This window comes from Streptococcus sp. SR4 (assembly GCF_000517725.1).
GTDB classification, from domain to species: Bacteria; Bacillota; Bacilli; order Lactobacillales; family Streptococcaceae; genus Streptococcus; species Streptococcus salivarius_F.
Window position 1 is genome coordinate 96,016 of the sequence record NZ_AZYW01000068.1, and the last position, 24,073, is coordinate 120,088.

Annotated in this window: 26 protein-coding genes, 1 tRNA gene and 1 pseudogene; 4 read left to right on the plus strand and 24 right to left on the minus strand. The window is 40.7% G+C overall.

The window, feature by feature from the left end:
- Positions 1-100 precede the first annotated feature (100 nt).
- Entirely contained in the window at positions 101-466 is a 366-nt protein-coding gene (locus tag HMPREF1519_RS08185) for a hypothetical protein (protein ID WP_022495784.1), read from the plus strand.
- 114 nt (positions 467-580) lie between these two features.
- A complete protein-coding gene (locus HMPREF1519_RS08190) occupies positions 581-1,471 on the plus strand; it encodes a DMT family transporter (RefSeq protein WP_022495785.1) in 891 nt (296 codons plus the stop codon).
- A 36-nt stretch (positions 1,472-1,507) separates the two neighbouring features.
- Here the strand turns inward: HMPREF1519_RS08190 and HMPREF1519_RS08195 are convergent, their stop codons facing one another.
- The 14 genes and pseudogenes from HMPREF1519_RS08195 to HMPREF1519_RS08260 form a co-directional block, all read right to left on the minus strand.
- Positions 1,508-1,747, minus strand: coding sequence for a hypothetical protein (locus HMPREF1519_RS08195; RefSeq protein WP_002884756.1), 240 nt, complete (start codon positions 1,745-1,747; stop codon positions 1,508-1,510).
- Between the two features lie 223 nt (positions 1,748-1,970).
- Positions 1,971-2,618 (minus strand): phosphoserine phosphatase SerB, encoded by a 648-nt coding sequence (gene serB / locus HMPREF1519_RS08200; RefSeq protein ID WP_022495786.1) that lies wholly within the window; start codon positions 2,616-2,618, stop codon positions 1,971-1,973.
- Between the two features lie 111 nt (positions 2,619-2,729).
- Positions 2,730-4,454: a septation ring formation regulator EzrA gene (ezrA, locus tag HMPREF1519_RS08205; protein ID WP_037611865.1), complete on the minus strand. Its 1,725-nt coding sequence runs from the start codon at positions 4,452-4,454 to the stop codon at positions 2,730-2,732.
- A gap of 96 nt (positions 4,455-4,550) precedes the next feature.
- On the minus strand, positions 4,551-6,503 hold the full coding sequence (gene gyrB, locus HMPREF1519_RS08210; RefSeq protein WP_022495788.1) for a DNA topoisomerase (ATP-hydrolyzing) subunit B: 1,953 nt from the start codon (positions 6,501-6,503) through the stop codon (positions 4,551-4,553).
- Complete coding sequence (locus HMPREF1519_RS08215) at positions 6,504-7,064, minus strand: HAD-IA family hydrolase (protein ID WP_037611867.1); 561 nt, start codon at positions 7,062-7,064, stop codon at positions 6,504-6,506.
- A gap of 85 nt (positions 7,065-7,149) precedes the next feature.
- Positions 7,150-7,845 (minus strand): LrgB family protein, encoded by a 696-nt coding sequence (locus tag HMPREF1519_RS08220; RefSeq protein WP_002884772.1) that lies wholly within the window; start codon positions 7,843-7,845, stop codon positions 7,150-7,152.
- Positions 7,838-8,212 carry a CidA/LrgA family protein gene (locus HMPREF1519_RS08225; RefSeq protein ID WP_002884266.1) on the minus strand — a complete coding sequence of 125 codons (375 nt, stop codon included), beginning with the start codon at positions 8,210-8,212 and terminating at the stop codon, positions 7,838-7,840. The genes HMPREF1519_RS08220 and HMPREF1519_RS08225 overlap by 8 nt, the downstream gene beginning before the upstream one ends.
- Positions 8,213-8,364: 152 nt before the next feature.
- Positions 8,365-8,435: transfer RNA gene (locus HMPREF1519_RS08230), tRNA-Thr, on the minus strand.
- A gap of 57 nt (positions 8,436-8,492) precedes the next feature.
- Positions 8,493-8,846 (minus strand): arsenate reductase family protein, encoded by a 354-nt coding sequence (locus HMPREF1519_RS10510; protein WP_037611955.1) that lies wholly within the window; start codon positions 8,844-8,846, stop codon positions 8,493-8,495.
- 42 nt (positions 8,847-8,888) lie between these two features.
- Positions 8,889-9,374 (minus strand): annotated as a pseudogene (locus HMPREF1519_RS10515) (methylated-DNA--[protein]-cysteine S-methyltransferase); the annotation flags it as partial.
- Between the two features lie 52 nt (positions 9,375-9,426).
- The gene (locus HMPREF1519_RS08245; protein WP_022496815.1) at positions 9,427-10,608 is read right to left on the minus strand and encodes a 3-phosphoglycerate dehydrogenase family protein; all 1,182 of its coding nucleotides are present in this window, start codon (positions 10,606-10,608) and stop codon (positions 9,427-9,429) included.
- Positions 10,609-10,626: 18 nt separating this feature from the next.
- Complete coding sequence (locus tag HMPREF1519_RS08250) at positions 10,627-11,184, minus strand: GNAT family N-acetyltransferase (protein ID WP_022496814.1); 558 nt, start codon at positions 11,182-11,184, stop codon at positions 10,627-10,629.
- Between the two features lie 12 nt (positions 11,185-11,196).
- On the minus strand, positions 11,197-12,291 hold the full coding sequence (gene serC, locus HMPREF1519_RS08255) for a 3-phosphoserine/phosphohydroxythreonine transaminase (protein WP_014634872.1): 1,095 nt from the start codon (positions 12,289-12,291) through the stop codon (positions 11,197-11,199).
- A gap of 154 nt (positions 12,292-12,445) precedes the next feature.
- A complete protein-coding gene (locus tag HMPREF1519_RS08260) occupies positions 12,446-13,339 on the minus strand; it encodes an ROK family protein (protein WP_022496813.1) in 894 nt (297 codons plus the stop codon).
- A 116-nt stretch (positions 13,340-13,455) separates the two neighbouring features.
- Between HMPREF1519_RS08260 and gloA the strand changes: the two genes are divergently transcribed.
- Positions 13,456-13,851, plus strand: a complete 396-nt coding sequence (gloA, locus tag HMPREF1519_RS08265) for a lactoylglutathione lyase (protein ID WP_002884456.1) — start codon at positions 13,456-13,458, stop codon at positions 13,849-13,851.
- A 43-nt stretch (positions 13,852-13,894) separates the two neighbouring features.
- Here the strand turns inward: gloA and HMPREF1519_RS08270 are convergent, their stop codons facing one another.
- The 8 genes from HMPREF1519_RS08270 to folB form a co-directional block, all read right to left on the minus strand.
- Positions 13,895-14,794 (minus strand): SPFH domain-containing protein, encoded by a 900-nt coding sequence (locus tag HMPREF1519_RS08270; protein ID WP_004183097.1) that lies wholly within the window; start codon positions 14,792-14,794, stop codon positions 13,895-13,897.
- A gap of 309 nt (positions 14,795-15,103) precedes the next feature.
- Entirely contained in the window at positions 15,104-16,171 is a 1,068-nt protein-coding gene (locus HMPREF1519_RS08275; RefSeq protein ID WP_022496812.1) for an ABC transporter substrate-binding protein, read from the minus strand.
- On the minus strand, positions 16,164-16,940 hold the full coding sequence (locus HMPREF1519_RS08280; RefSeq protein WP_022496811.1) for an ABC transporter permease: 777 nt from the start codon (positions 16,938-16,940) through the stop codon (positions 16,164-16,166). The genes HMPREF1519_RS08275 and HMPREF1519_RS08280 overlap by 8 nt, the downstream gene beginning before the upstream one ends.
- Complete coding sequence (locus HMPREF1519_RS08285) at positions 16,937-17,731, minus strand: ABC transporter permease (RefSeq protein WP_021143764.1); 795 nt, start codon at positions 17,729-17,731, stop codon at positions 16,937-16,939. The genes HMPREF1519_RS08280 and HMPREF1519_RS08285 overlap by 4 nt, the downstream gene beginning before the upstream one ends.
- Positions 17,715-18,869 (minus strand): ABC transporter ATP-binding protein, encoded by a 1,155-nt coding sequence (locus tag HMPREF1519_RS08290; protein WP_002884517.1) that lies wholly within the window; start codon positions 18,867-18,869, stop codon positions 17,715-17,717. The genes HMPREF1519_RS08285 and HMPREF1519_RS08290 overlap by 17 nt, the downstream gene beginning before the upstream one ends.
- A gap of 46 nt (positions 18,870-18,915) precedes the next feature.
- Positions 18,916-19,818, minus strand: coding sequence for a UDP-N-acetylmuramate dehydrogenase (gene murB / locus HMPREF1519_RS08295; RefSeq protein ID WP_022496810.1), 903 nt, complete (start codon positions 19,816-19,818; stop codon positions 18,916-18,918).
- 189 nt (positions 19,819-20,007) lie between these two features.
- Positions 20,008-20,499, minus strand: coding sequence for a 2-amino-4-hydroxy-6-hydroxymethyldihydropteridine diphosphokinase (folK, locus tag HMPREF1519_RS08300; protein ID WP_002884240.1), 492 nt, complete (start codon positions 20,497-20,499; stop codon positions 20,008-20,010).
- A complete protein-coding gene (gene folB / locus HMPREF1519_RS08305; protein ID WP_002884716.1) occupies positions 20,496-20,855 on the minus strand; it encodes a dihydroneopterin aldolase in 360 nt (119 codons plus the stop codon). Before folB ends, folK begins: the two co-directional genes overlap by 4 nt.
- A gap of 220 nt (positions 20,856-21,075) precedes the next feature.
- Between folB and HMPREF1519_RS08310 the strand changes: the two genes are divergently transcribed.
- Positions 21,076-22,527 (plus strand): alpha-amylase, encoded by a 1,452-nt coding sequence (locus HMPREF1519_RS08310; protein WP_022496809.1) that lies wholly within the window; start codon positions 21,076-21,078, stop codon positions 22,525-22,527.
- Positions 22,528-22,558: 31 nt separating this feature from the next.
- Here HMPREF1519_RS08310 and folP read toward each other — a convergent pair whose 3' ends face one another.
- The gene (gene folP / locus HMPREF1519_RS08315; RefSeq protein ID WP_022496808.1) at positions 22,559-23,359 is read right to left on the minus strand and encodes a dihydropteroate synthase; all 801 of its coding nucleotides are present in this window, start codon (positions 23,357-23,359) and stop codon (positions 22,559-22,561) included.
- An 8-nt stretch (positions 23,360-23,367) separates the two neighbouring features.
- Positions 23,368-23,931 (minus strand): GTP cyclohydrolase I FolE, encoded by a 564-nt coding sequence (gene folE, locus HMPREF1519_RS08320; RefSeq protein ID WP_002884345.1) that lies wholly within the window; start codon positions 23,929-23,931, stop codon positions 23,368-23,370.
- Between the last annotated feature and the right edge of the window lie 142 nt (positions 23,932-24,073).

A 24,073-nucleotide genomic window follows, 5' to 3' on the forward strand; every position in this document is an offset into this window, starting at 1 on the left:
ATTACCGAGGGATTCCAGTTGAGTAAAAACGACTGGGAGCGCTTTTAAAATTTTGTTTTTTCATTTAAAATGACTTTACTAAGAAAAAAGGGAGACTATTATGAAAATATTTTCTAAATTAACTTTAGCCTCTGTCTCAGTTCTTGCCTTGTTGACCTTAGCAGCATGTGGCAACCCTAAAGACAAAACTGACTCGTCATCTTCAGCACCATCATCAAGCAAGGTGACCAAAGAATCTTCTTCAACTGATTCAAGTGCTTCAGTAAAAGTCAACAAAGATGGATCAACTGAAGTCAGCGACGGAAACGGTAACTCAGCAAAAACAAACGGCAATAACACTGTAGAAGCCAACGATAGCGAGGGTAACAGCGCAACAGTTGGTCAAGATGGTTCAGTCGAAGTTAATAGCCAAGACGGTACAAACGTCAAAGTCGGATCAGACGGAACTGTCTCAATTGGTAACTAAATAAGATAAAAAAGGCTAGCTATTCTGCTAGTCTATTTTTTAGATTTAGATTGATGTAAACGCTTCCTGAAAGTGTTATAATAGGCGTGGTAATCCAATTCAGGAGGTGAGACAATGAAAAATAAAATCATCTTGGGATGTTTGGCTGCAGCGACTTGTGAGATTCTCTTTGGGCTCAGTTTTATCTTTACCAAATCTATTACAGCACAGGTCAGTGACCTGGCTTTAATCTCTTGGCGTTTTGTCACAGCCTTCCTTTTTATTAACCTCTATTTCCTCATCAGTCGACGTCGGATAAACATTAACGGTAGGAATCTTAAACCTCTGACACGTATTGCCATCCTCAATCCGATTATCTATTTTATCTGTGAAACGATTGGCATTCGTATGACGACGGCTTCTGAAAGTGGAGCCTTTCTCGCCTGCATCCCAGTCGTTGCCCTTATCATGTCTAGCCTTATTTTAAAAGAATGGCCCAGCCGTTGGCAGGTGGTCGGTGTCATCACCACCCTCGTCGGTATCATCATGGCTGTCTTTGCTGCTGGCGGTTCTACCCACTTCTCCCTGGTGGGCTACTTGATTCTAGGTCTAGCAGTTGTCTCCTACGCCCTGTATTGCGTTGATGTTGAAAGGGCCAGTCAATTCAGTAGCCTTGAGATTACTTATTTTATGCTTGCCAGTGGTTGCATGACATTCGGACTCTTTGCACTTAGCCAAGGCTTTCTAGCAGGCGATTTGAAAGAGCTCTTGCTACTCCCTGTGACCAATCCAAAATTCACTATCACCATCCTTTATCAAGGCTTGGGATGCAGTGTTCTGGGCTATCTTCTATCAAATTTTGCCATCGCAAATATCGGGGTTAACCGAACAGCATCCTTTATTGGGATTTCGACAATTATCTCAATTCTAGCGGCTGTCGTCGTCTTAGGAGAACCCTTCTCGTATTTACAAATTTTTGCAGGAATTTTAGTCGTCTTGGGCGTCTATGTGGCCAATAAAACCTAAAACTCTCGGGAATTAATCTTCCGAGAGTTTTTAGTCTTAATCAAGCTCTGTTTGGATTAACACGACGAGTTCTTCCTCATTAGGAATGCTGCTTACCGCAGTCGGCTCAGGTAAAGCCTTATCTCCATACCCCTTAATAATATGTGATAAGAACACAGACGCTTTTGTCATGGCAAGAGGTAAAGAATCTGCCCTAATGCTACGACCAAAATCAGGAAAACTAATTTGATAACCTTCCTCAATCGTGTGAAAAATCGCTGGATATTCGTATAACATGTCTCTTCCCCCATTTCAATACTATACTCCTCTATGATAAGATGCGTTTGAAGAGAAGTCAACCAAAATCATTACAATGGGGGAGTGAAACCATTCGAAACAAGGCAGCAAAGTTAAAATAAGGCTTAGTCCGTATTCAACTTGAGAAAGTGGCACCGATTCGGTGCTTTTTTGCTGCACAAAGAGTCCCTTGGAATCATCCAAAGGACTCTTTTTATCTGTTCTATTTCTTAACCCCATCCAAAATATCAATCACCTTATACAAATCTGGTTCTGTGATTTGATAAGGCGCTTGTTCACGGACAATTGGTTTGGCACAAAAGGCGATGCCGATGCCAGCTGTCTTAATCATAGGCAAATCATTGGCTCCGTCACCCATGGCGATAGTTTGCGAGAGTTCGAGACCATTTTCTGCTGCCCAATCTTTGAGTTTGGCTACCTTGACATCTTTGGTGACAATGTCACCATAGACCTTACCAGTTAAGACACCGTCAACCACCTCTAGGTGATTAGCCTTAACATAATCGATTCCTGCTTCAACTGCTAGTCTATCCACAGTCTCATGGAAACCTCCAGAAACCAAGCCTACCTTAAAGCCACGGGCGTGGAGTTCATCTACAAGTTCCTTGGCTCCCTTGTTGAAATGAATACGAGCGTAGACCTTGTCAAATATACTCTCTGGTAATCCCTTGAGGGTCGCCACACGCTCATTCAAGGCCTGTCTAAAATCCAATTCTCCACGCATGGCACGCTCTGTGATTTCAGCAACTTCTTGACCAACGCCTGCTTCTTCACCCAATAAATCGATAACTTCTTCTTGGACTAGCGTTGAATCTACGTCCATAACCAATAAACCTTTAACTTCTGACATAATTACCTCGATTCTTTGATGCCTTTATATGACTTTACCAAATCTATTAAAAATATGAAATGACAAACGGATCTTACAAAAAATTCTGGACATTAGCCCAGAATCTTTCACTTACATACGAATTTGTTCGCGAGTCTTTTCATAAGATGATACAAAACGATCTGTCACACCTGGTTCAACTGTTTCCAAGGCGTAAGAGATTTCTTCCAAAGATGCATCATAATCATGGTCAACTTCAAACAATTTAAGGGCATGCTCAAAGCTACTTTGAACCGCAGGTTCGAACGAACGGTAGCGGTTTGAGTATTGCAAGAGTTGCTCAGTCAAGGTTGCATTTTGAACAACCAAGTAAGCTGTCTCTTCCAAATGATCAATGGCATTTTTAGATGTTTCTGTCAAACGCATTACCGCATCAATATTAATACGTCCACGGCTAAGTTCATCCATAAGAGCCTCAATTTGAGCACTTGTTGAGAAGAAGACACTCAAGAAGGATTGAGGAATACCTGGAAGATTACGTTTTTCCATGTAACGCTTGATAACATGCAATTTATTAACATAAACATCAAGCTCTTCACGTGCCTTAGCTTCGTTTTTCTCAATAGCCTGAAGTTTTTCAAAGACCTCAACCTGACCATTTTCAACAGCAGACAAGGTATTGAGACTCTTTTCAAAGATCTTTTCAAGTTCTGAGAAAGGTTTCACCTGAGTTTCAAAATTTTCAAGGGTTGGCAAAACAGCAGTTTCCACACCAGAAATATCTGAAGCGAAGCTACGAACATCTGCTGCATAGGTTTCATCGAAAATGTAAGTCAACATGAGACGTTCAAGCTCTTCTTGAAGTTTCTTGTTGTTATCTTTAGCATGCTTGAGATAATCTGGCAAAATTTTCTTTTGACGCATAACAACCTTGTATGATGCAATTTCACGTTCGAAAATGCTATACAAGTTGTCAATCTTTTCTTGAATCTCAGCGTTTTCTTCTTCCGCACGGTCCAAATCAAGAGAAACCAACTCACTTGAGTTTGAACGGATAGCTTCACGAATTTCTTGGAAGCGACGTTCAATATTTTTCTCAGGGAAGTGATAATTTTGCTCAATCAACTTGCGGTAGCCAGATTCCAAATCATCCAACTGATCTGGGAAATCATCTTCCAACTTAGCTACAATAGCAGGAATCTTCTCTGAAATTTGACCCAATGCGATGGTGTGTTCTTCTGCACGATCCAAGATGCTTGAGGCCTCAACAGGGTCACCTGATGAGTTAAGAGTCACGAATTCTGCAAATTCAGCTTCAATGTTTTTAAGCTGTTTATTGATTTCGGTCATGGTAGAACCAAAATTATCAGAGTTTTCCTCGATTGAGTTTTGCAACTCTTCGTACAAGTCTAGTGCGTGCTTAACGCGAGCACTATTCTTTTCTTCTTGTTCTTTCAAGGTTGAGAGCGCCTCGCGGATAGACTTGATGTCTTCTTCCACAAGATCTAACTGACTCTCAATATTATTGATTTCCCCACTAGCCTTGAAGAAATGGAAGGTATCGTTCATATTTTCAGCTTCGAAAATATGATTTTCAATATCTGCGAATGAATTTGTTGAGATATCTATCCATTTCTGGTTCCATTCACGGAAGGTTGTTTGACTTTGTCCAATCAAGTGAAGCTTTTTGACTTCTTCAATCTCTTCATTAACTGGCAAGTCAAACAATTTTTGCTTGCGTTCTTCAAGCTCTGCAATCCGCGAATCATTTCGTTTTCTGATAAGAATACCGACTAAGTAAGCGATAATTACGAGCATAACTACCACTACAATCAGTAAAACAATTCCGCTAGACATAGTTTCTCCTTAATCGTCTATTATGTTCATAAATGTAGAATAACATTACGATTATATCATAGTTATCCTAGCATTGCACCCTTTTCTAAAAGAATATTAGATATCTAGAGTACTGTAAACGGCATTTTCTTCGATAAATTCGCGGCGAGGTTCAACCTTGTCTCCCATCAACATATCGAAAATCTTATCTGCTTCTGCAGCATCATCCACAGAAACACGTGCCATCAAACGATTTTCAGGGTCCATGGTTGTTTCCCAAAGTTGGTGGTCATCCATTTCACCCAAACCTTTATAACGTTGTACCGTAGGTTTTGAACGTCCCACACTATACTTTTCAAGAGCAGCACGCAATTTGTCTTCTTGATCGGCACCAGGTTGGATGTATTCTTTAATCTCAGAACCAACCTTAATCCCATAAATTGGTGGTTGAGCGATGTAGACATAGCCTGCTTCCAAGACTGGACGCATAAAGCGGTAAATCAAAGTCAGAAGCAAGGTACGGATGTGAGCCCCATCGACATCGGCGTCGGTCATGATGACCAACTTGTGATAACGAGCCTTGCTGACATCAAATTCAGCTCCAAAACCTGTTCCCATAGCTGTGAAGAGAGAACGAATTTCTTCATTAGCTAGAATCTTATCCATGCTAGCCTTTTCAACGTTCAAAATCTTACCACGAATTGGCAGAATAGCTTGGAATTCACGGTTACGACCTGACTTAGCAGAACCACCGGCTGAGTCCCCTTCGACAATGAAAAGCTCGTTCATTTCGGCATTATTTGATGAACAGTCTGCCAACTTCCCTGGAAGGTTAGAAATTTCAAGCCCTGACTTCTTACGTGTCACTTCACGGGCACGCTTAGCGGCGATACGGGCCTTAGAAGCCAAAATCCCTTTTTCAACAATCTTCTTAGCAATGGCAGGATTTTCCAAGAGGAAGCGACTTAGAGCCTCACTAAAGAGACGATTGGTAATCTTAACCACTTCAGAGTTTCCAAGCTTGGTCTTGGTTTGACCTTCAAACTGTGGATTTGGATGCTTGACAGAGATGATAGCAGTCAACCCTTCACGAACATCATCCCCAGTCAAATTATCATCTTTTTCTTTGAGAATCTTATTCTGACGTGCATAGTCATTAATGACACGCGTTAAGGCTGTACGGAAACCTTGTTCGTGAGTACCACCTTCATGGGTGTGAATGTTGTTAGCAAAACTCATCACCGTTTCATGATAGCCAGTCGTGTATTGCATAGCAACTTCAACCGAAATACCATCCATCTCACCATCAGTGTAGATAGGTTCATCAAAGATAACATCTTTGTTTTCATTGATGTATTTCACATAAGATGTGATACCACCTTCGTAGTGATAATGTTTCTCTTGTTCGAGACCCTCACGCTTATCTGTGATAGAGATACGGAGCCCCTTGTTCAAAAAGGCTAGCTCTTGGATACGTTTAGCCAATTTTCCAAAATCAAACTCGGTTGTCTCTTGGAAAATCTCTGGGTCTGGCGTAAAGTGAACAGTCGTACCATGTTTCTCTGTTTCACCAATTACTGCTAGATCTGCCACCACGACCCCACGTTTATACTCTTGGAAGTGGATATGGCCATTTTTATAAACCTTAACATCAAGTTGTGTTGAGAGGGCATTAACGACCGAAGAACCAACCCCGTGCAATCCACCAGAGACCTTATAACCGCCTCCGCCAAATTTACCACCAGCGTGAAGTACCGTAAAGACAGTTTCAACTGCAGGACGGCCTGTTTTTTCTTGGATATCGACTGGAATACCACGACCATCATCGACAACCGTGATAGAATTGTCCGGCTCAATAAAGACCTGAATATGAGTGGCGAAACCAGCCAAGGCCTCATCGATTGAGTTATCGACAATCTCCCATACCAAATGATGCAACCCTTCTTTTGAGGTTGATCCAATATACATACCTGGGCGCATACGTACCGCTTCAAGCCCCTCTAGGACTTGAATCTGGCTGGCATCATATTCTTGCGCTTTTTCTTCAAGATTTTTTAATTCATCAGTCATTTATGTCACAATCTCCAATAATGATTTGTGGCCATCAACAAGCAAGGTATCCAGACCCGCTGCTCGACCAGCCTCTATATCTATCTGGCGGTCACCTATGACCAAGCCATGTTTAATATCGTATTTGTTAATTAAATAAAGAAAACTATCTGGACTAGGCTTTCTAGCAAAACCATTTTCAGAAGTTACAACCTCCGTAAAATAAGGGGCAATCTCTGCCTTATCAAGGATGTCTAGCACCAAGTGATTACGGTGGCTAACCAAGAAATTACGCCCACCTTCTTCCACTATCTTAGCGAGGATAGCCTTAGCCCCCTCAAAAAGTACAGGCTCTTGCAAATGCTTAGCTTCCTCCTGTTTGTATAGGGTCCGAAAATCGGCTATATCGGGAGCAAATTTCGCGATAGCTGTGCTGGTTGATACCTTAAGGGCATCATAAATTTCTTGGTGCTCTGCCGTCCGACCAAATTGCTCTAAAGTTGCTAGAAAGGCTTGGGTTGATACCTGGTAATTATCCAACAAGGTACCACCCAAATCCCAGATATAATCTCCATAATTCATAACCTTAATTATACCATAAAAGGTCAGATTTTGCTTGTTTTTCACAGCTAAAAAGGCTTGGATAAGCTATCCAAACCTTAATTTTTTATTTCAGAATCAAACTTGCCACAATAGGACTAATAAAGACATATAATATCCCTGTTACAGCGATCGAAAGACCACCCATGGCACCTGCAACTTGACCATATCTGAAGGCAGTTCCTGTACCAACAGCGTGTCCGGTCCCTCCGAGTGAAAGTCCGATAGCAACTGGATCTTTAATGCCAATCATTTTTAAGAAGACAGGACCCAAGACAGAGGTTAAGATACCCGTAATAACAACGACGACCAAGGTTACTGTCGTAATCCCCTGCATTTTTTCCGAAATCCCTACAGCCATGGCAGTTGTTACAGACTTAGGAAAGAGAGAAATGGCTAAGAAATAATCCATCCCAAAAAGCTTAGCAATCAAGGCTGTATAGCTTGTATTTAGGACACAAGCAACAGTTGAACCAATGAGAATACTCTTATAGTGATGGCGCATAAGGTGTAGATTCTTGTAGAAAGGAACTGCTAGAGCGACCGTTGAAGGAATAATCAAACTATTAAGATAAGACCCACCTACATAGTAATCCTTGTAGGAAATCCCTGTATAGTGCAAAATGACGATAATCAAGGCAGTCGATACAAGGAGAGGCGTTGTCAAAGGATTAGGAAAACGGCGATAAATCAAAAGCCCTATTGTGTAAGCTAGTACAGAAAGTGTTAGCCCAAACAAGGGTGTATTAAAAAAATTAGCCACGTTTAACCTCCTCGTAATCACCTTCAAAATGTTTTTTGATGAATCCGACAACCACTGCAATTACCACAATATTAAGAACCAAGGCTCCCATAATAATCAAAATAATAGGGACAATATTCGCTGAAATAGCATTCCATCGTTCCATAATACCGACACCTGCTGGCAAAAATAGAATAGTCATATTGGCAATTAAAAATTCTGCTACTGCATGAATATGACGTAGACGAATCCACTTAAGCTGAAGAGCAATAAGAAGCAAGAATAGGCCAATAATGCTTCCAGGAATAGGTAATTTGAAGAATGTTGAAATAGCTTCACCAATAACGGCAAACAAACAAATCAACATGAATTGAACGTAGTATTTCACGACTTGCCTCCTAGGTTTAATCACCTATTAGTCTACTCCTTTTTTTTTGAATTTCAAGAGTTTTCAGTAAATTCTTTTGAAAAATTGAGAGGCATAAATCAGCCTCTTTGAATATAAAAAAATCCAACCCTAAGGCTGGACTTTATCACAGATGCCACCACCGAGAATTGAACTCGGAACGGAGCATTACCATTGCTCTATTATACCATTTAACTATAGCGGCAACTGTTTTAATCTTACCATACTTCTATTTACTGTGGCAAGATTTTTTGCTTATTTTTTATAAATTTAAGTCTTGGTAAGGCGTACGGTAACCAACCTGTAAAACCTTACCATCTTTAATCAAGATAGGACGTTTAATCAACATACCATCTGAAGCCAAGAGTTCAACAGCTTCATCAAGAGATAGTGTCGGTAGCTTATCCTTTAAACCTAGAGAGCGGTAGGATTGACCACTCGTATTGAAGAATTTCTTAAGTTCTAAATCTGACCCTTCCAAAAGCTCTTTTAAAAATTGAGCTGAAGGTGGATTTTCCTTAATATTAATAGATTCAACATCTAAACCTAATTGATTGAGTTCTGCCTTTGCCTTACGGCAAGTGCTACATTTTGGATATTCATAAAAAGTGTACATGTTTTTCTCCTTTTTTCTAGCATAAGCTATCTCTCTGGGACTGTCAAACCTGATGTCTTCTAAATGCAGTAGAAAACACTTAGCTTCTTCTCCTGCTGCATAATTACCTATCTGACCACTACTAGGCAAGACACGATGACAAGGGACCAGAATCAACCAAGGATTTTTACCAACAGCAGTTCCCACAGCCTGTGCGGATTTGCAGGAGATTTGCTGGCTAATCTGTCCATAGCTAATGGTCCGTCCATAAGGTATCTCCCCTAAAACTGACCAGACTTTTTGTTGAAAATCTGTCCCTCTATCAGCTAGAGGTAGGATATCTGGACTTGGATTATCCCCCTTAAAATAAGCCTCTAACCAATGCTTGGTCTTTTTCAAGATAGAATTTGAGGTGTCTACTAGCTCCTCTTCCTTGATCCCTGCCTGAAAATGTTTTTGCCCCTCCAACCAAACACCATAAAGCGCTTGGTCACTTGCCACCAAGCACAAGCGTCCAATAGGAGATAAATAATACTGACGATAAAGCATATCTTTATTATAACAAAAAAGACAGGAATCTCTTGTTCCTGTCAATTAACTCTTATGATTTACCTTTAATCAAACGCACACGAACGATATTTTCACTAGCTTCAAACTTGGCAACCAATTCATCAATCTTAGACTTGTCTGTTTCATCAAGGTCAAGAAGTGTATAGGCATAGTCACCCTTAGAACGGTTGATGATATTATCAATATTGATATTAAAATCAGAAACCGCTGTAGAGATACGAGCCACAATATTAGGCACGTTTTTATTAATCAAGGTGATACGGTATGGAGCACTCAAGGCCTGTTGCACACGTGGGAAGTTAACAGAGTTAACAATTTCACCTGTTTCCATAAAGCGACGGATAGTTTGACCTGCCATAATCGCACAGTTAAGTTCTGCTTCACCTGTTGAACCACCAACGTGTGGGAAGACTGTTACATTAGGTTTGTTAAGTAGGTCTTCTGTACCAAAGTCAGTGATATAACGTTTAACCACACCTGTTTCCAAAGCATCAAAGAGAGCATCATTATCTACCAACTCTGCACGGGCAAAGTTAATGATAGTTGTGCCTTTTTGCATGAGATTGAAGGCATCCGCATTGAAAGTCCCCTTCGTATCAGGTGTCAATGGGACGTGAACAGTGATGTAGTCACAGTTTTCAAAAATCTCTTTAAGATCAGAAACACGTTTTACATGGTGAGAGATATTCCAGGCAGCTTCAATAGAAACATATGGGTCGTAACCATAGACCTTCATTCCCAAACGGTAAGCATAATTGGCAATACGTGCACCAATCGCACCAAGCCCGATAACACCCAATGTCTTACCAGTAATCTCGCTACCTGCAAACTGTTTCTTACCTGCTTCAATTTGTTTAGGAACATCGTCACCACTAAGTGTGTTAACCCAAGCATTGGCCGCAATATAGTCACGTGCTGAGAGTAAGATAGAGGCCAAAACAGCTTCTTTAACAGCGTTAGCATTGGCACCTGGAGTATTGAAGACAACAATCCCTTTTTCAGTTGCTTCGTCAACTGGGATATTGTTAGTACCTGCACCAGCACGCGCAATAGCTTTCAAGTTGTCAGGGAAGACAGTGTTATGGAGATTTTGACTACGAATGATATAGGCATCCGGATTTTCCGCTAAATCACCATCAATTTGGAAATGATTTCCAAGTTCCTTCAAACCAATCTGGTTAATATTGTTATACGTTTTTACACTAAATACCATAATTTTATTCCTCTTAAATCAATGTATCCCGTGGTGAGCTGCTTCATCAAGTTCTTGATAAAAGGCTTTCTCCCGCTTAGTTTTGATTTTCTGATAAGCAAGGCGTTCACCATCAATAAGAACCTTGCCACAATAGACATAGCCAAGCTTCTCCAAAATATGCTGCATGACAGTATTCTTTTCATGCGTATCGCAACGGAAATCATGAGCATCAGTTCCCTCAATAAGACCCTGAATGAAGGTTTGAGCAATGCCCTGACCCGTAAATTCACTTAAAACGGCGATTCTATGAAAAGTAATGTAGCGCTTATTGTGGTGTTTCCAGTCCCCGTCATAGATTTTGTCGTAAGCAGGGTCTCCATCAACAATCACCGCAGCATAAGAAACGATTTGACCATCAACAATTCCTACATAGGCCTGCCCATTAAGGACATCGTCAAAGATAGTTTCTTCAGTAGGGTAACCATCAGCTCCTTGCCATTGGGTACTCCCTGCTTCTGCTAAAGCAGTTCTAGCACTCTCAATCACAGTCATGATAGCCCCAATTTCATTTGGGAAGGCTTGTCTAATTTCCATCTCTTTACCTAATTATTTATTTTCGGCTTCAAATTTCTTCATAAAGTCAATCAAGTCAAGTACACCCTGACGTGGGAATGCATTATAAACACTAGCACGCATACCACCTACTGAACGGTGTCCTTTGATATTCTTGAAACCTAGAGCATCTGCTTCTGCTACAAATTTAGCATCCAACTCTTTACTTGGTGTTACAAATGGGATATTGCAGACAGAACGATCCTTGGCATCTTTGACAGGATTTGTGTAGAAATCAGATGACTCAATGTAATCATAGAGAAGTCCTGATTTCTCACGTTGAATTTCAGCCATCTTGTCCACGCCACCAATTTCATTTTTAACCCAGTCAAAGACGAGTTTTGAAATATAGATGTTGAAACATGGTGGTGTATTGTAAAGTGATCCTGCTTCAGCTTGAATACGGTAATCCAACATGGCAGACAATTGTGGTTGGTCGTTAAGGAAGTCTTCACGAACGATAACCACTGTCACCCCAGCAGGTCCAATATTTTTCTGAGCACCAGCATAGATAAGGGCAAAGTCCTCAACATTGTAACGAGCAGCCAAAATATTTGAAGACATATCAGCTACAATTGGCACACCATTAGTATCAGGCAAATCGTAGATAGATGTTCCTTCAATGGTATTGTTCGTTGTCAAGTGAACATAAGCAGCTTCTGGATCAATTGTTGCTGGGTCAAAGCTTGGGATGTGATCGTAAACAGTTTCTTCTGAAGAGGCCAAAAGAATTGGTTCAAAAGGAATGGTTTTTGAAAGTTTAACAGCTTCTGTATAAGCTTTTTTACCCCATGAACCACCTACAAGGTAGTAAGCTTTCTTACCTTGAGCGAGGTTAAGTGGGACCATTGTAAATTGTGTTGAAGCGCCACCTTGCAAGAAAATAACCTTATAGTTATCAGGAATGGCCATAAGCTCACGAAGTGTCGCTTCCGCATCTTTAACGATTTTGTCAAATTCTGGAGAACGGTGGGACATTTCTAGCACGGACATACCGGATTCTTGATAGTTAAGCAATTCAGCTTGGGCTTTTTCAAGCACTGGTTTTGGTAATGTAGCAGGTCCTGCTGAGAAATTATAAATTGTCATAAAGACACCTCCAAAATTTTAATGGTCCTATTATAGCGAATTTTCTGAATATTGTAAAGTGTTAACAGTAAAAAACGAACGGGATTAACCGATCGCCTCAAAAAAGTTAGGTATTTTATGTATATTTTCATCAGTAATTGATTTTAGTATCCGTTTATTTTTGCTTAAGAAAATAGGCTGCCCCAATTAGATTAGCTCCATTATGATGATGACAAGCAACAATCTCGGGACGTTTAATAATTTTACCGATAAAGTCAATCTCATGGTGAACCTTATCAAACTGGCGGTTGACCTCCTCGATAAGAATCGGCTGGGCTGAAATGCCACCTCCAATAACAAAGGTTTCCATATCAAAGATAGTTTGAAGATTCAAAATGGTAATGGCTAGGTTACGGCAATAGCTTTCAAAAAGCGGATAGACTGTTTTATCTCCTTCATTTATGGCCTTAAATGCGGCTAAACCATCCTTTAAATCTGAGTTACCTAGCACTTCATTTACCTTGGTAATTAAACCGACAGCCGACAAAGTCATGCCTCGCATCAATGAAGGATCAACTTTTTCCATTTGAACTGGTAACAGAAAGGTCAACTCACCCGCTTGAAAATGACTTCCTTGAAAAAGTTTACCATTAATAATAAATCCACCACCTAGACCTGAACCCAAAACAAGAGCTGCACCATTGGCCACTCCTTGCAAATGACCTGTAGCTAGCTCTGCCAAGGCCGCTGCTTTACCATCATTAAGAGCCATCACAGGCAGATGGTACTTGGCTTCGAGGACCTCTTTAATACGAAAGCCGTGGAAGAACCTCAATAAGCCACCATGATAAATCACACCTTCCTCAGTATCAACCGTCCCTGGAACACTAATTGCTATACCTGATAAGTCTACTTCAACTGAAGTAACTATCTGATCAATCACGTCAATAGCTTGTTCTAAGTTTTGTGGGGATGACTGCGTCGGCAGACTCTTTTCAATGGCGAACTGCTCCGAAACAAGTGCTGACTTCACCTGTGTTCCCCCAAAATCAATCGCTAAAATCGTCATAAGCATCCTCCACAGATTGTTTTTCGTCATTATAACACAAAAGAGCAAAAACTAGAAAAAACGGTTCCAAAATGCTATCATAAACTTACAGAATTAGATAAAAGGAGTTATCTCACATGACTAAATTTCTACACACTTGTGTCCGTGTCAAGGACCTAGAAGCCTCACTTAAATTCTATAAAGAAGCTCTTGGTTTCAAAGAAGCTCGTCGCAATGATTTTCCAGAATATAAGTTCACCCTTGTCTACTTGCAACTCGAAGATGATCCTGATTACGAGTTGGAATTAACCTACAACTACGACCATGAAGCTTATGATCTCGGAGATGGATACGGGCATATCGCCGTTGGTGTTGATGACCTAGAAGCTACACACCAAGCTCACAAAGAGGCTGGCTATACTGTCACAGACCTCTCAGGTCTTCCTGGTAAACCAAAAATGTACTACTTTATCACTGATCCAGATGGCTATAAGATTGAAGTTATTCGTTTGACGCAATTCCTAGAAAAATAAAACAAAAAAAGTCAGATTGTATAGATCTGGCTTCTTTTTGTGCTTAATTTTTATTATCTGTCTTTAAGGCTGACAAAATTTGGGTACGAATATCATCCACACCGTTTGGATTATTTGGTAGGAATAAGGTTTGATTGCCTTTAGCCGCAAAAGTATTAAGGGTATCTAGATATTGGTTAGTCAAGAGAATAGACATAATCTGCTCTTCAGACATACCCACATTGGCCTCTTTAAGTTCTGCGATAGATTCAGCCAATCCATCAACGATTGCCTTACGTTGTTGGGCAATACCGACCCCGTGAAGACGATCTTTTTCAGCTTCGGCTTCAGCTGCTGTAACAATCTTGATCTTATCAGCTTCTGCCAATTCTTGAGCTGCGACACGCTTACGTTGGGCAGCATTGATTTCGTTCATAGACTGTTTAACTTCAGCATCTGGTTCAACTTTGGTAATCAAAGTCTTAACAATGATATACCCATAAGTTGTCATTTCTTCAGCCACTTGGTGTTGAACCTCAAGGGCAATTTCATCTTTCTTCTCAAAGAGTTCATCGAGCGTCAATTTAGGAACTGATGAACGGAGAGCATCCTCAATGTATGATTTAATTTGAGCTTCTGGACGCATGAGTTTATAGTAAGCATCTGTAACATTTTGCTCATTAACACGATATTGAGTAGCCACATTCATCATGACAAAGACATTATCCTTTGTCTTAGTCTCAACCACAATCTCACTTTGAAGCAAACGTAATTGAATACGAGCGGCAATTTTATCGATACCAAATGGTAAACGCATATGAATCCCACTCGTTGCAATTTTTTGATAACGTCCAAAACGTTCAACGATAGCCACTGACTGTTGACGTACAACGTAAAGCATACTAATGAGAATTCCCAAAATAATCAGGAAGGAAAACAGTAAAAAGAGAAGTGCTGCTTGCATGTTAAGTCCTCCAAAATAAACATTAAAAATTTCTTTGCTTTATTATAGCACAGCAATACAATTTTTCAAGAAAAATAGTATGGCTCATTTGAAATAGTGTAAAAGAGACACTTTCTTTATCGCTTATGTGTTAGCACTCCTGAAAACTTGGAAACTCCTGTTAGTCGAGAAATTTGTCCGCAATAGGCGAGACTTTTCGATGTAAGAAAAAGGCTGAAACGATTGCGTTTCAGCCTCTTAGTATTTTCGAAAATAAAATCGTTGGAAGAATCATTCTAGATGGCATCTAAAACTCAAATCTCAAAAGACTTATTTACGATACATCTTGACTTGAAGGTAAATATCGTTATAGATTCCTAGCCATTTTTGTCCCAAGTTGTTATAGACTTCAAGGTTTTTAATGGTTGATTCTGAGGGATAAAAGGCTTTATCATCAGTGATACTCTTTGGAAGCAAGGCTTTAGCTGCTTGGTTAGGTGTGGCATAACCGATATATTCAGCATTTTTGGCTGCATTTTCTGGTTTAAGCATGAAATTGATAAAGGCATAGGCCTCTTTTTCATGCTTTACAGTCTTAGGAATCACCAGATTATCAAACCAAAGATTTGAGCCTTCAGATGGGACAACATAACGTAGGTCCTCATTTTTATCAAGCATCTCACTAGCTTCCCCTGAGAAGGTTACTCCAATGGCCGCATCACCTTGAACCATGTAGCCCTTCATCTCGTCACCAACAATAGCCTTGATATTTGGTGTTAGACTATTAAGTTTAGTTTCAGCCAAACGTAATTCAGTCATGTTCTTCGTATTCAAGCTATATCCCAGGCTATTGAGTGAGAAACCAAGGACTTCACGCGCACCATCAACTAGCATAATCTGGTTTTTGTAATCTGGTGACCAAAGATCATCCCAGTGCTGTGGTGCTTTTTTCACCAATTTTGTATTATAAACAATACCGACAGTTCCCCAGAAATAAGGGATGGAATAGTCATTGTGAGGGTCAAAACTAAGTCCTTTAAAGCTTGGGCCAATCTGGTCAAAACCTTTGATTTTAGATTTATCCAACTTCACCAAAAGGTCTTCCTTAACCATTTTATCAATGGTATAGTCTGACGGCACAGCGATATCGTAGGTTGTTCCGCCCTGCTTAATCTTGGTATACATGGCTTCATTGGAATCAAAGGTTTCGTACTGAACCTTGATGCCCGTTTCTTTTGTAAACTTGGTCAGGAGGTCTGGGTCAATATAATCACCCCAGTTATAGATAACTAATTTGTCCGACACATTTCCTGTACGACTCTGCATGTAGGCAGAGATGCCCCAAAGGAAGAAGATAATGGCTAAGATACCTGCCAGAAATTGATAGAGTCTACGCATCCTGCTCCTCCTTCTCCTTGGTAATCGCATAATAACCTATCACTAAAAGAATAGAGAATAGGAAAACAACGGTTGACAAGGCATTGATTTCCAGAGAAATCCCCTTACGTGCACGTGAGTAAATTTCCACAGCAAGTGTTGAAAAACCATTTCCCGTTACAAAGAAGGTTACTGCAAAGTCATCCAATGAATAGGTAAAGGCCATGAAATAACCAGCAATAATACCAGGTGTCAAGTATGGCAACATAACCTCACGTAACATCTGCCATTGAGTTGCACCTAGGTCATAAGCGGCATTCACCATATCTCGATTCATTTCCTTGAGACGTGGCAACACCATGAGAACCACAATTGGGATTGAAAAAGCAATGTGACTCAATAAGACAGATACAAAGCCTAATTGGAAACCAATCAAGGTGAAGAGAATCAAGAAACTAGCACCAATCATGACGTCCGGTGCAACCATGAGCACGTTATTTAGGGATAAAATCCCAGTCTGTTGCTTTTGTTTACTCTCATAGATAAAGATAGACCCAAAGGTACCAATAATCGTTGCTAGAAGAGCGCTAAGGAAAGCTAAAAAGAAGGTTTGAGTCAGAATTAACATAAGACGGCTATCTGAAAACATGCTCTGGTAGTTATCCAGAGTAAAACCTGTGAAACTATTCATATCGCCACCACTGTTGAAAGAGTAGGCGATTAAATAAAAGATTGGCAGGTAAAGGATAACAAAGACAAGAGCTAAATAGAGATTTGCAAATTTTTTCATTGACGTCTCTCCTTTGTTAACCACATTGTCGCAATCATAGCAGCAATAAGAACAACACCAATGGTTGCCCCCATTCCCCAGTTTTGTGTCGTGAGGAAATGCTGTTCGATGGCTGTCCCTAGGGTGATAACTCGGTTACCACCAATCAAGCGTGTCAGCATAAAGAGGCTGAGACTAGGAATGAAGACCGACTGGACACCAGAGCGTACCCCATTAAGCGATAAGGGAAAAATAACCTTGGTAAAGGTCTGCCAATCATTGGCTCCCAAATCTTTACTTGCATTCACAATATTTTCATCCAAATCATCCAGTGCATTGAAAATCGGTAGAATCATAAAGGGAATTTCAATGTAACTAGCTACGAAAATAAAGGAGAAATCCGTAAAGAGGATTTGCATGGGTGCAATCCCAAAGAAACCGAGAAAGGCATTGATACCGCCTTGTTGACCAAAAATCCCCATAAAAGCATAGGCTTTCAGAAGGAGATTGACCCAGGTTGGCAAAATGACCAACATCAACCAAAGTTGCTTATGCTTCAGTCTGGTTAAAAGATATGCCGTCGGATAAGAGATAATAAGCGTTACCAGAGTAATGATGGCTGCATAAAGAACCGAGTTAAAACTCATCCTTAAGTAAGTCCAACTGGAAAAGAAGGTGCCATAATTATCCAAAGTAAAGTTGCCACTGATATCAAAGAAAGACTGATAGAGTAGCATGAGCACTGGAGCAACCACGAAGAGTAGGAGCCAAAGGAGGTAAGGTACCGAGAAGAGGCTAGCTGTTTTCTTCATAGCGCTCCTCCTCAATGGCATTAATCAAGCCATCTTCATGTTCTTCCACTTCCACATATTCTTCAATACGTGCATCGAACTCTTCTTCTGTCTCATTAAGACGCATGATATGAATATCCTCAGGCGTAAAATCAAGACCGATAATCTCACCCTCAATCGCCTTACGGGTTGAATGAATCATCCATTCATTGCCAAGATTGTCATAGGCAATGATTTCATAGTGGACCCCACGGAAGAGCTGAGTTTCCACGCGAACTTGCAATTTGCCTTCCTCAGGAAGTGTAATCTGCAAATCTTCAGGACGAATAACCACTTCGACAGGTTCGTTAGGACGCATTCCTCCATCGACAGATTCAAAACGTTTCCCATTGAACTCAACCAAATAGTCCTCAATCATAACACCTGGTAGGATGTTAGATTCTCCAATAAAGGTTGCAACGAAGTGATTAATCGGTTCATCATAGATATCAACCGGAGTTCCTGATTGAACAATTTCACCATCATTCATAACAAAAATCCAGTCCGACATGGCCAAGGCCTCTTCCTGATCATGAGTGACAAAGACAAAAGTAATCCCTAAACGTTGTTGCAATTCGCGCAACTCGTATTGCATTTCAGTACGTAGTTTCAAATCCAGTGCTGACAAAGGCTCATCCAAAAGGACTACACGGGGTTGGTTAATAATCGCACGAGCAATAGCCACACGTTGACGTTGACCACCTGATAATTTTTGAATCGAGCGCTTTTGATAACCATTTAGTTGAACCATCTTTAAGGCTTCTTCTACACGCTCTTCAATTTCCTTTTTAGGCACCTTTTTCAATTTAAGAGCAAAAGCCACATTGTCAAAGACATTCATATGTGGAAAGAGAGCATAAGATTGGAAAACGGTGTGAACATCCCTTTTATTGATAGGAATATCATTGATACGTTTTCCATCCAAAAGGACGTCACCACTGGTCGCATCTAATAGACCTGCAATGATGTTCAAAATCGTTGATTTACCAGAACCAGAAGCCCCAAGTAGGGTATAAAACTTACCTTCTTCTAATTCAAAGTTGATGTCTTTTAAAACTTGTGTGCCACTGTCTTCAAACACTTTTGAGACGTTTCGAAAGGCAATAATCGGATTAGTCAATTGTCATAAATCCTCCATGGATAGCAAATATAGGGATAGGGTTTTATTAGTTTAATTTGTCGCCAATGATACGTACTTCAGGCTCTAGTGTAACACCTGAATTTTCCTTAACCTTGGCGATAACATCTGCAATAAGGTCTTCATAATCTTTAGCTGTTCCGTGATCAACATTGACCATGAAACCAGCATGCTTAGTTGACACCTCAACACCGCCGATACGATGTCCCTTGAGGTTAGCTTCCATAATCAGCTGACCTGCAAAGTGACCTGGTGGACGTTTAAAGACCGAACCACATGAAGGGTATTCAAGAGGTTGTTTAAGCTCTCGCAAGTGATTAAGACGGTTCATCTCATTCTTGATTTGCTCGTAGTCTCCTGGTTTGAGGTTGAATTTAGCTGAAATAACCACTTCTCCGGTTTCTTGGAGCACTGAACGACGATAACCAAAGCGCATATCTCTTGCGTCAATCGTACGAATATCACCGTCTTTTGTAAGAACCTGAGCAGAAACCAAGATATGGGCAATCTCGCCACCATAGGCACCAGCATTCATAAAGACGGCACCACCAACACTACCTGGAATCCCCGCTGCAAATTCAAAACCAGTCAAACTTTGGAAACGGGCTACCTTGGTTGTCGCAATCAAGTTAGCTCCCGCTTCAGCTTCAATTTGATAACCATTAACTGCGATACCATTGAGCCTGTCAAACATAATCACAAAACCTCTGATACCACCGTCACGGACAATCAAATTGCTGGCATTACCAAGCACCATCCAAGGAATGTCATGCTTATTAGCAAATTTGACAATACGAGAGAGTTCATAGCGGTTACGTGGAAAGGCCAAATAATCAGCTGGACCACCAACCTTGGTATATGTATAACGTTTTAAGGGTTCATCGAAACGAATATCAATCCCCACTAAATCTTCTTTAAGTTCATCTAACATGTTATTTTCCATACTTTTTCTATACATTGTTTTCTTTGTAGGTATCGTGATAGACTTCCCCATATTACTATCACTACCTAAAAATGAGTTAGTATTTTTCCCTAAAAATTAGAAGAAAAATACAGCAAAAAGCCAAGTTCAATTATAGCAAAAATTCCCCATCTTGACGACAAGGAATTTCACGCAAAGCTAGTCCATAAGCTCCAATTTACGGACATCACTAGTGTTTAATTGACTCAAATAATTTTTGTAGGCTTGGCCAGTTTTAGGATCAACCAAATCATCTGCTATTTCTACTAAGGGCACCAGAACAAAAGCTCTCTGACTCATATATGGGTGAGGCACTTTAAGGTGCTCAGTCTCCCAGATTTCCTGCCCATATAGAAGAATATCTATATCTACCGTCCGAGGCCCCCAATGTTCATGACGAACGCGATCAAGGTCTTTTTCAATTTGCTGACATGACCTTAGTAAGGTCTCTGCTGGCAACTTCGTCTCTAAAGCCAAGGCAAGATTCAAAAAATCAGCCTGATCTGTCAGTCCCCAAGCAGCCGTTTCATAATAAGAGGATACCGCTTTAACCTCCGTCTCAGGTAAGTCATTCAAGGCCTTCACAGCTTTTTGAAGATAGCCTTGACGGTCTCCCATATTAGATCCCAAACTCAAATAAACTCTTGTCATCGGCTACGCTCCAATTCGATACCAACACTCTTATAATGCCCATTAATTGGTGGATTTTCCTTGGTAATTCGAACTTTAATAGATTGAATTGGTGGAAATTGTGCAAATAAATCCTCACAAATCACACCAGCCAAACGCTCAATCAAAATATACTTTTTATCTTCCACTTGTTTTTGCACGGCTTCAAAAACCAAACCATAGTGAACCGTATCTTCTAGATTGTCACTTTGTGATGCCTTGGTCAAATCGACAGCCAATTCCAAATCTACCACAAAAATTTGCCCTAGGGTCTGTTCCTCAGCAAAAGCCCCGTGATAGCCATAAAAACGGCAACCATTTAAAATAATTTTATCCATAATTTCTCCTTCAGACGACTAGACTCCTCTTTATTCTAGCACAAAACAGTTGAAAAGTTGGACTCTTATTAGTATGATATTTTAGACAGATCTGAAGTTATTGTGTTTACGCTTATGCAATCGGTTGCGTAATTCTTCTGATTTGGTAAAATATAGGCACAGGAGTTTAAAAAACTCCTAATTATAAGCAAGACTATCTCAACTAATAAGGAAAAAAACTATGACAAATCAAACCGCAATGCAGTACTTTGAGTGGTATCTCCCAAGCGACGGTCAACACTGGAACAATTTGGCTGAAGATGCCCAACATTTGGCAGACCTAGGCATCAGCCACGTTTGGATGCCACCTGCTTTTAAGGCTACAAACAAAGATGACGTTGGTTACGGTGTCTACGACCTCTTTGACCTTGGGGAGTTCGACCAAAAAGGAACTGTTCGCACCAAATATGGCCTCAAAGAAGAGTATCTCAATGCTATCAGCCAACTCAAAGAAGTTGGTATCGTACCTATGGCCGACGTTGTGCTTAACCACAAGGCAGCAGCTGATAAACTCGAGACCTTCGAAGTGGTCGAAGTTGACCCAGAGGACCGTACCCAAGAGATCAGCGAACCATTTGAGATCGAAGGTTGGACACACTTCACCTTTGACGGACGCAATAAGGCCTACAACGATTTTGAATGGCACTGGTACCACTTTAACGGAACTGACTTCGATGCCAAACGTAATAAAAGTGGCATCTATCTTATCCAAGGTGACAACAAAGGTTGGGCAGACAACGACTTGGTTGACAATGAGAATGGTAACTTTGACTACCTTATGTATGCTAACCTAGACTATAAACACCCTGAAGTTATTGAAAACATTTACGAATGGGCAGATTGGTTCGTTGAAACAACAGGTGTTCAAGGATTCCGCATGGATGCAATCAAGCACATCGATTCATTCTTCATGCGTAACTTTATCCGTGATGTCAAAGAAAAACAAGGGCAGGATTTCTATGTCTTTGGTGAATTTTGGAATGGTAACGAAGAGGATAACAATACCTATCTTGAAAAGATTGAAAAACGTTTTGACCTCGTTGATGTTCCCCTTCACAACAATCTACACAACGCTAGCAAAGCTGGAGCTGATTATGATTTAACAACAATTTTCGATCATTCTTTGGTCAAAAATCATCCTGAACATGCCGTGACCTTCGTAGACAACCACGACACTCAACGCGGACAAGCTCTAGAATCTACTGTTGAAGAATGGTTTAAACCAGCTGCTTATGCTCTCATTCTTCTCCGTGAAGACGGTCTTCCTTGCCTATTTTATGGTGACTACTATGGCATTGAAGGTGAATTTGCCCAAGAAAATTTCCAAGAGATTCTAGATACCTTGCTCTACGCTCGTAAAGACCTAGCTTACGGAGAGCAAACAGACTACTTTGATGATCCAAACTGTATTGGATGGACACGCTCTGGCAACGAAGATGGCACTCCATTAGCTGTAACAATCTCTAATGATGCTGCTAACAGCAAGTCTATGGAAATTGGTAGTGATTGGGCTGGACAAACCTTCTATGACATTCTTGGAAACTGCTCTGATACTGTAACCATTGACGAAGACGGATGGGGAGACTTCCCAGTCTCTGAAAAATCTGTCAGCGTTTGGACAATTCAAGACTAAGAAAAAAAGCTCGATTGAGCTTTTTTTAGTATCATAAAATCCCTGAAATAGTCTTAACAATATCACGATTGGCATCAACATTATGCACACGGACAATCTGACAGCCCTTGCTAACAGCATAGCCAGATAGAGCAGCCGTTCCCTGATCACGGTCCTTAGCTTGGGTATTTCCACCTAGTAGGTAGTCCACAACACGCTTACGAGAAATCCCAAAAAGAACAGGATAGCCCAAGGCAACGACCTTGTCCAAACCTTTTAGCAGGTCAATATTGTGTTGGACATTTTTCGCAAAGCCAAAGCCTGGATCAATCCAGATATTGTCCTTGTCCACACCTGCTTCCAAGGCGGCCTGGGCACGTTGACTAAGGAATGTACAGACATCTTCTGTGACATCATTGTATACTTCTTCTTTTTGATTATGCATGAGGATAATCGGCACATTCTTTTCAGCTGCTAAAGCTAGCATCTGACCATCATAGAGTCCTGCCCAGACGTCATTTAGAATATCTGCCCCTGCTTCAAGAGCAGCTCTGGCAGTGGCTGTCTTATAGGTATCAATACTGATGAGCACATCATATTTTGCCTTGATAGCCTGAATAACTGGCACGATACGAGCAATCTCTTCTTCCTCAGTTACAAATTCTGCTCCTGGTCTTGTAGATTCGCCACCTACATCAATAATAGCAGCCCCCCGGGCAATCATACGCTCAACCTGAGCCAACGCATCCTCTACAGTGTCAAAATCGCCACCATCTGAGAAAGAATCAGGGGTGACATTCAAGATTCCCATAATACAGGCCTTACCTGCAATCTCATGTTTGCCAATAAACATCTTAACTCCTAAAAATCACGCATCAATGAAAGAATTTCCTTGCGTTCTTCACGGTCTTCTTTATAAAGGCCCTTAGCGACAGTTGTGATTGTCTTACTTCCTGGTTTCTTAATGCCTCGCATGGTCATGCACATGTGCTCTGCTTCAACCATGACAAAAACTCCTCGAGGATTCAGAGCTTCTTCAAGTGCTGTAGCAACTTGATCTGTAAGACGTTCTTGCAACTGCGGACGACGAGCAGCTACTTCAACCGCACGCGCTAATTTGGAAAGTCCTGTCACCTTGTCTCCACTTGGCAAATAAGCCACATGGGCCTTCCCATAAAATGGAACCAAATGGTGCTCACACATAGAGTAAAAAGGAATATCCTTGACAAGGACAACTTCGTCATGGACTTCTGAAAAGACAGCTGTAAATTGATCCTTAGGGTCTTCATTTAGACCTGAAAACATTTCAGCATACATCTTAGCCACACGTTTTGGTGTGTCCAAAAGTCCCTCACGCTCAGGATTTTCACCTAGAGCTTCCAATAGTTGATAGACTGCTTGTTCTACTTTTTCTTGATTTGCCATAATTTCCTCTTGCAACGTTATAATACTATCTATTATACCTTATTTTGCTGGATTTTTCTTGCAAAAAATAAGATTTCCTAGCTACCTAAATCTCAAAAAAAGCGAAGACCACCTTTCATATAGAGGTTATCTTCGCTTATAT

Excerpts from the sequence above, each read along its gene's own strand:
- folK (WP_002884240.1), bottom strand. The coding sequence starts at position 20,499 with ATGACAAGAGTTTATTTGAGTTTGGGATCTAATATGGGAGACCGTCAA.
- HMPREF1519_RS08275 (WP_022496812.1), bottom strand. The coding sequence starts at position 16,171 with ATGCGTAGACTCTATCAATTTCTGGCAGGTATCTTAGCCATTATCTTC.
- HMPREF1519_RS08245 (WP_022496815.1), bottom strand. The coding sequence starts at position 10,608 with ATGGTATTTAGTGTAAAAACGTATAACAATATTAACCAGATTGGTTTG.
- serB (WP_022495786.1), bottom strand. The coding sequence starts at position 2,618 with ATGTCAGAAGTTAAAGGTTTATTGGTTATGGACGTAGATTCAACGCTA.
- serC (WP_014634872.1), bottom strand. The coding sequence starts at position 12,291 with ATGACAATTTATAATTTCTCAGCAGGACCTGCTACATTACCAAAACCA.
- HMPREF1519_RS08190 (WP_022495785.1), top strand. The coding sequence starts at position 581 with ATGAAAAATAAAATCATCTTGGGATGTTTGGCTGCAGCGACTTGTGAG.
- gyrB (WP_022495788.1), bottom strand. The coding sequence starts at position 6,503 with ATGACTGATGAATTAAAAAATCTTGAAGAAAAAGCGCAAGAATATGAT.
- HMPREF1519_RS08215 (WP_037611867.1), bottom strand. The coding sequence starts at position 7,064 with ATGAATTATGGAGATTATATCTGGGATTTGGGTGGTACCTTGTTGGAT.
- HMPREF1519_RS08285 (WP_021143764.1), bottom strand. The coding sequence starts at position 17,731 with ATGAAGAAAACAGCTAGCCTCTTCTCGGTACCTTACCTCCTTTGGCTC.
- HMPREF1519_RS10510 (WP_037611955.1), bottom strand. The coding sequence starts at position 8,846 with ATGTACACTTTTTATGAATATCCAAAATGTAGCACTTGCCGTAAGGCA.
- HMPREF1519_RS08280 (WP_022496811.1), bottom strand. The coding sequence starts at position 16,940 with ATGAAAAAATTTGCAAATCTCTATTTAGCTCTTGTCTTTGTTATCCTT.
- folP (WP_022496808.1), bottom strand. The coding sequence starts at position 23,359 with ATGTTTATTGGCAAACATGAGATTGCAGGTAAGGCCTGTATTATGGGA.
- murB (WP_022496810.1), bottom strand. The coding sequence starts at position 19,818 with ATGTTAGATGAACTTAAAGAAGATTTAGTGGGGATTGATATTCGTTTC.
- gloA (WP_002884456.1), top strand. The coding sequence starts at position 13,456 with ATGACTAAATTTCTACACACTTGTGTCCGTGTCAAGGACCTAGAAGCC.
- ezrA (WP_037611865.1), bottom strand. The coding sequence starts at position 4,454 with ATGTCTAGCGGAATTGTTTTACTGATTGTAGTGGTAGTTATGCTCGTA.
- HMPREF1519_RS08270 (WP_004183097.1), bottom strand. The coding sequence starts at position 14,794 with ATGCAAGCAGCACTTCTCTTTTTACTGTTTTCCTTCCTGATTATTTTG.
- folE (WP_002884345.1), bottom strand. The coding sequence starts at position 23,931 with ATGGCAAATCAAGAAAAAGTAGAACAAGCAGTCTATCAACTATTGGAA.
- HMPREF1519_RS08260 (WP_022496813.1), bottom strand. The coding sequence starts at position 13,339 with ATGACGATTTTAGCGATTGATTTTGGGGGAACACAGGTGAAGTCAGCA.
- HMPREF1519_RS08195 (WP_002884756.1), bottom strand. The coding sequence starts at position 1,747 with ATGTTATACGAATATCCAGCGATTTTTCACACGATTGAGGAAGGTTAT.
- HMPREF1519_RS08310 (WP_022496809.1), top strand. The coding sequence starts at position 21,076 with ATGACAAATCAAACCGCAATGCAGTACTTTGAGTGGTATCTCCCAAGC.
- HMPREF1519_RS08185 (WP_022495784.1), top strand. The coding sequence starts at position 101 with ATGAAAATATTTTCTAAATTAACTTTAGCCTCTGTCTCAGTTCTTGCC.
- folB (WP_002884716.1), bottom strand. The coding sequence starts at position 20,855 with ATGGATAAAATTATTTTAAATGGTTGCCGTTTTTATGGCTATCACGGG.
- HMPREF1519_RS08250 (WP_022496814.1), bottom strand. The coding sequence starts at position 11,184 with ATGGAAATTAGACAAGCCTTCCCAAATGAAATTGGGGCTATCATGACT.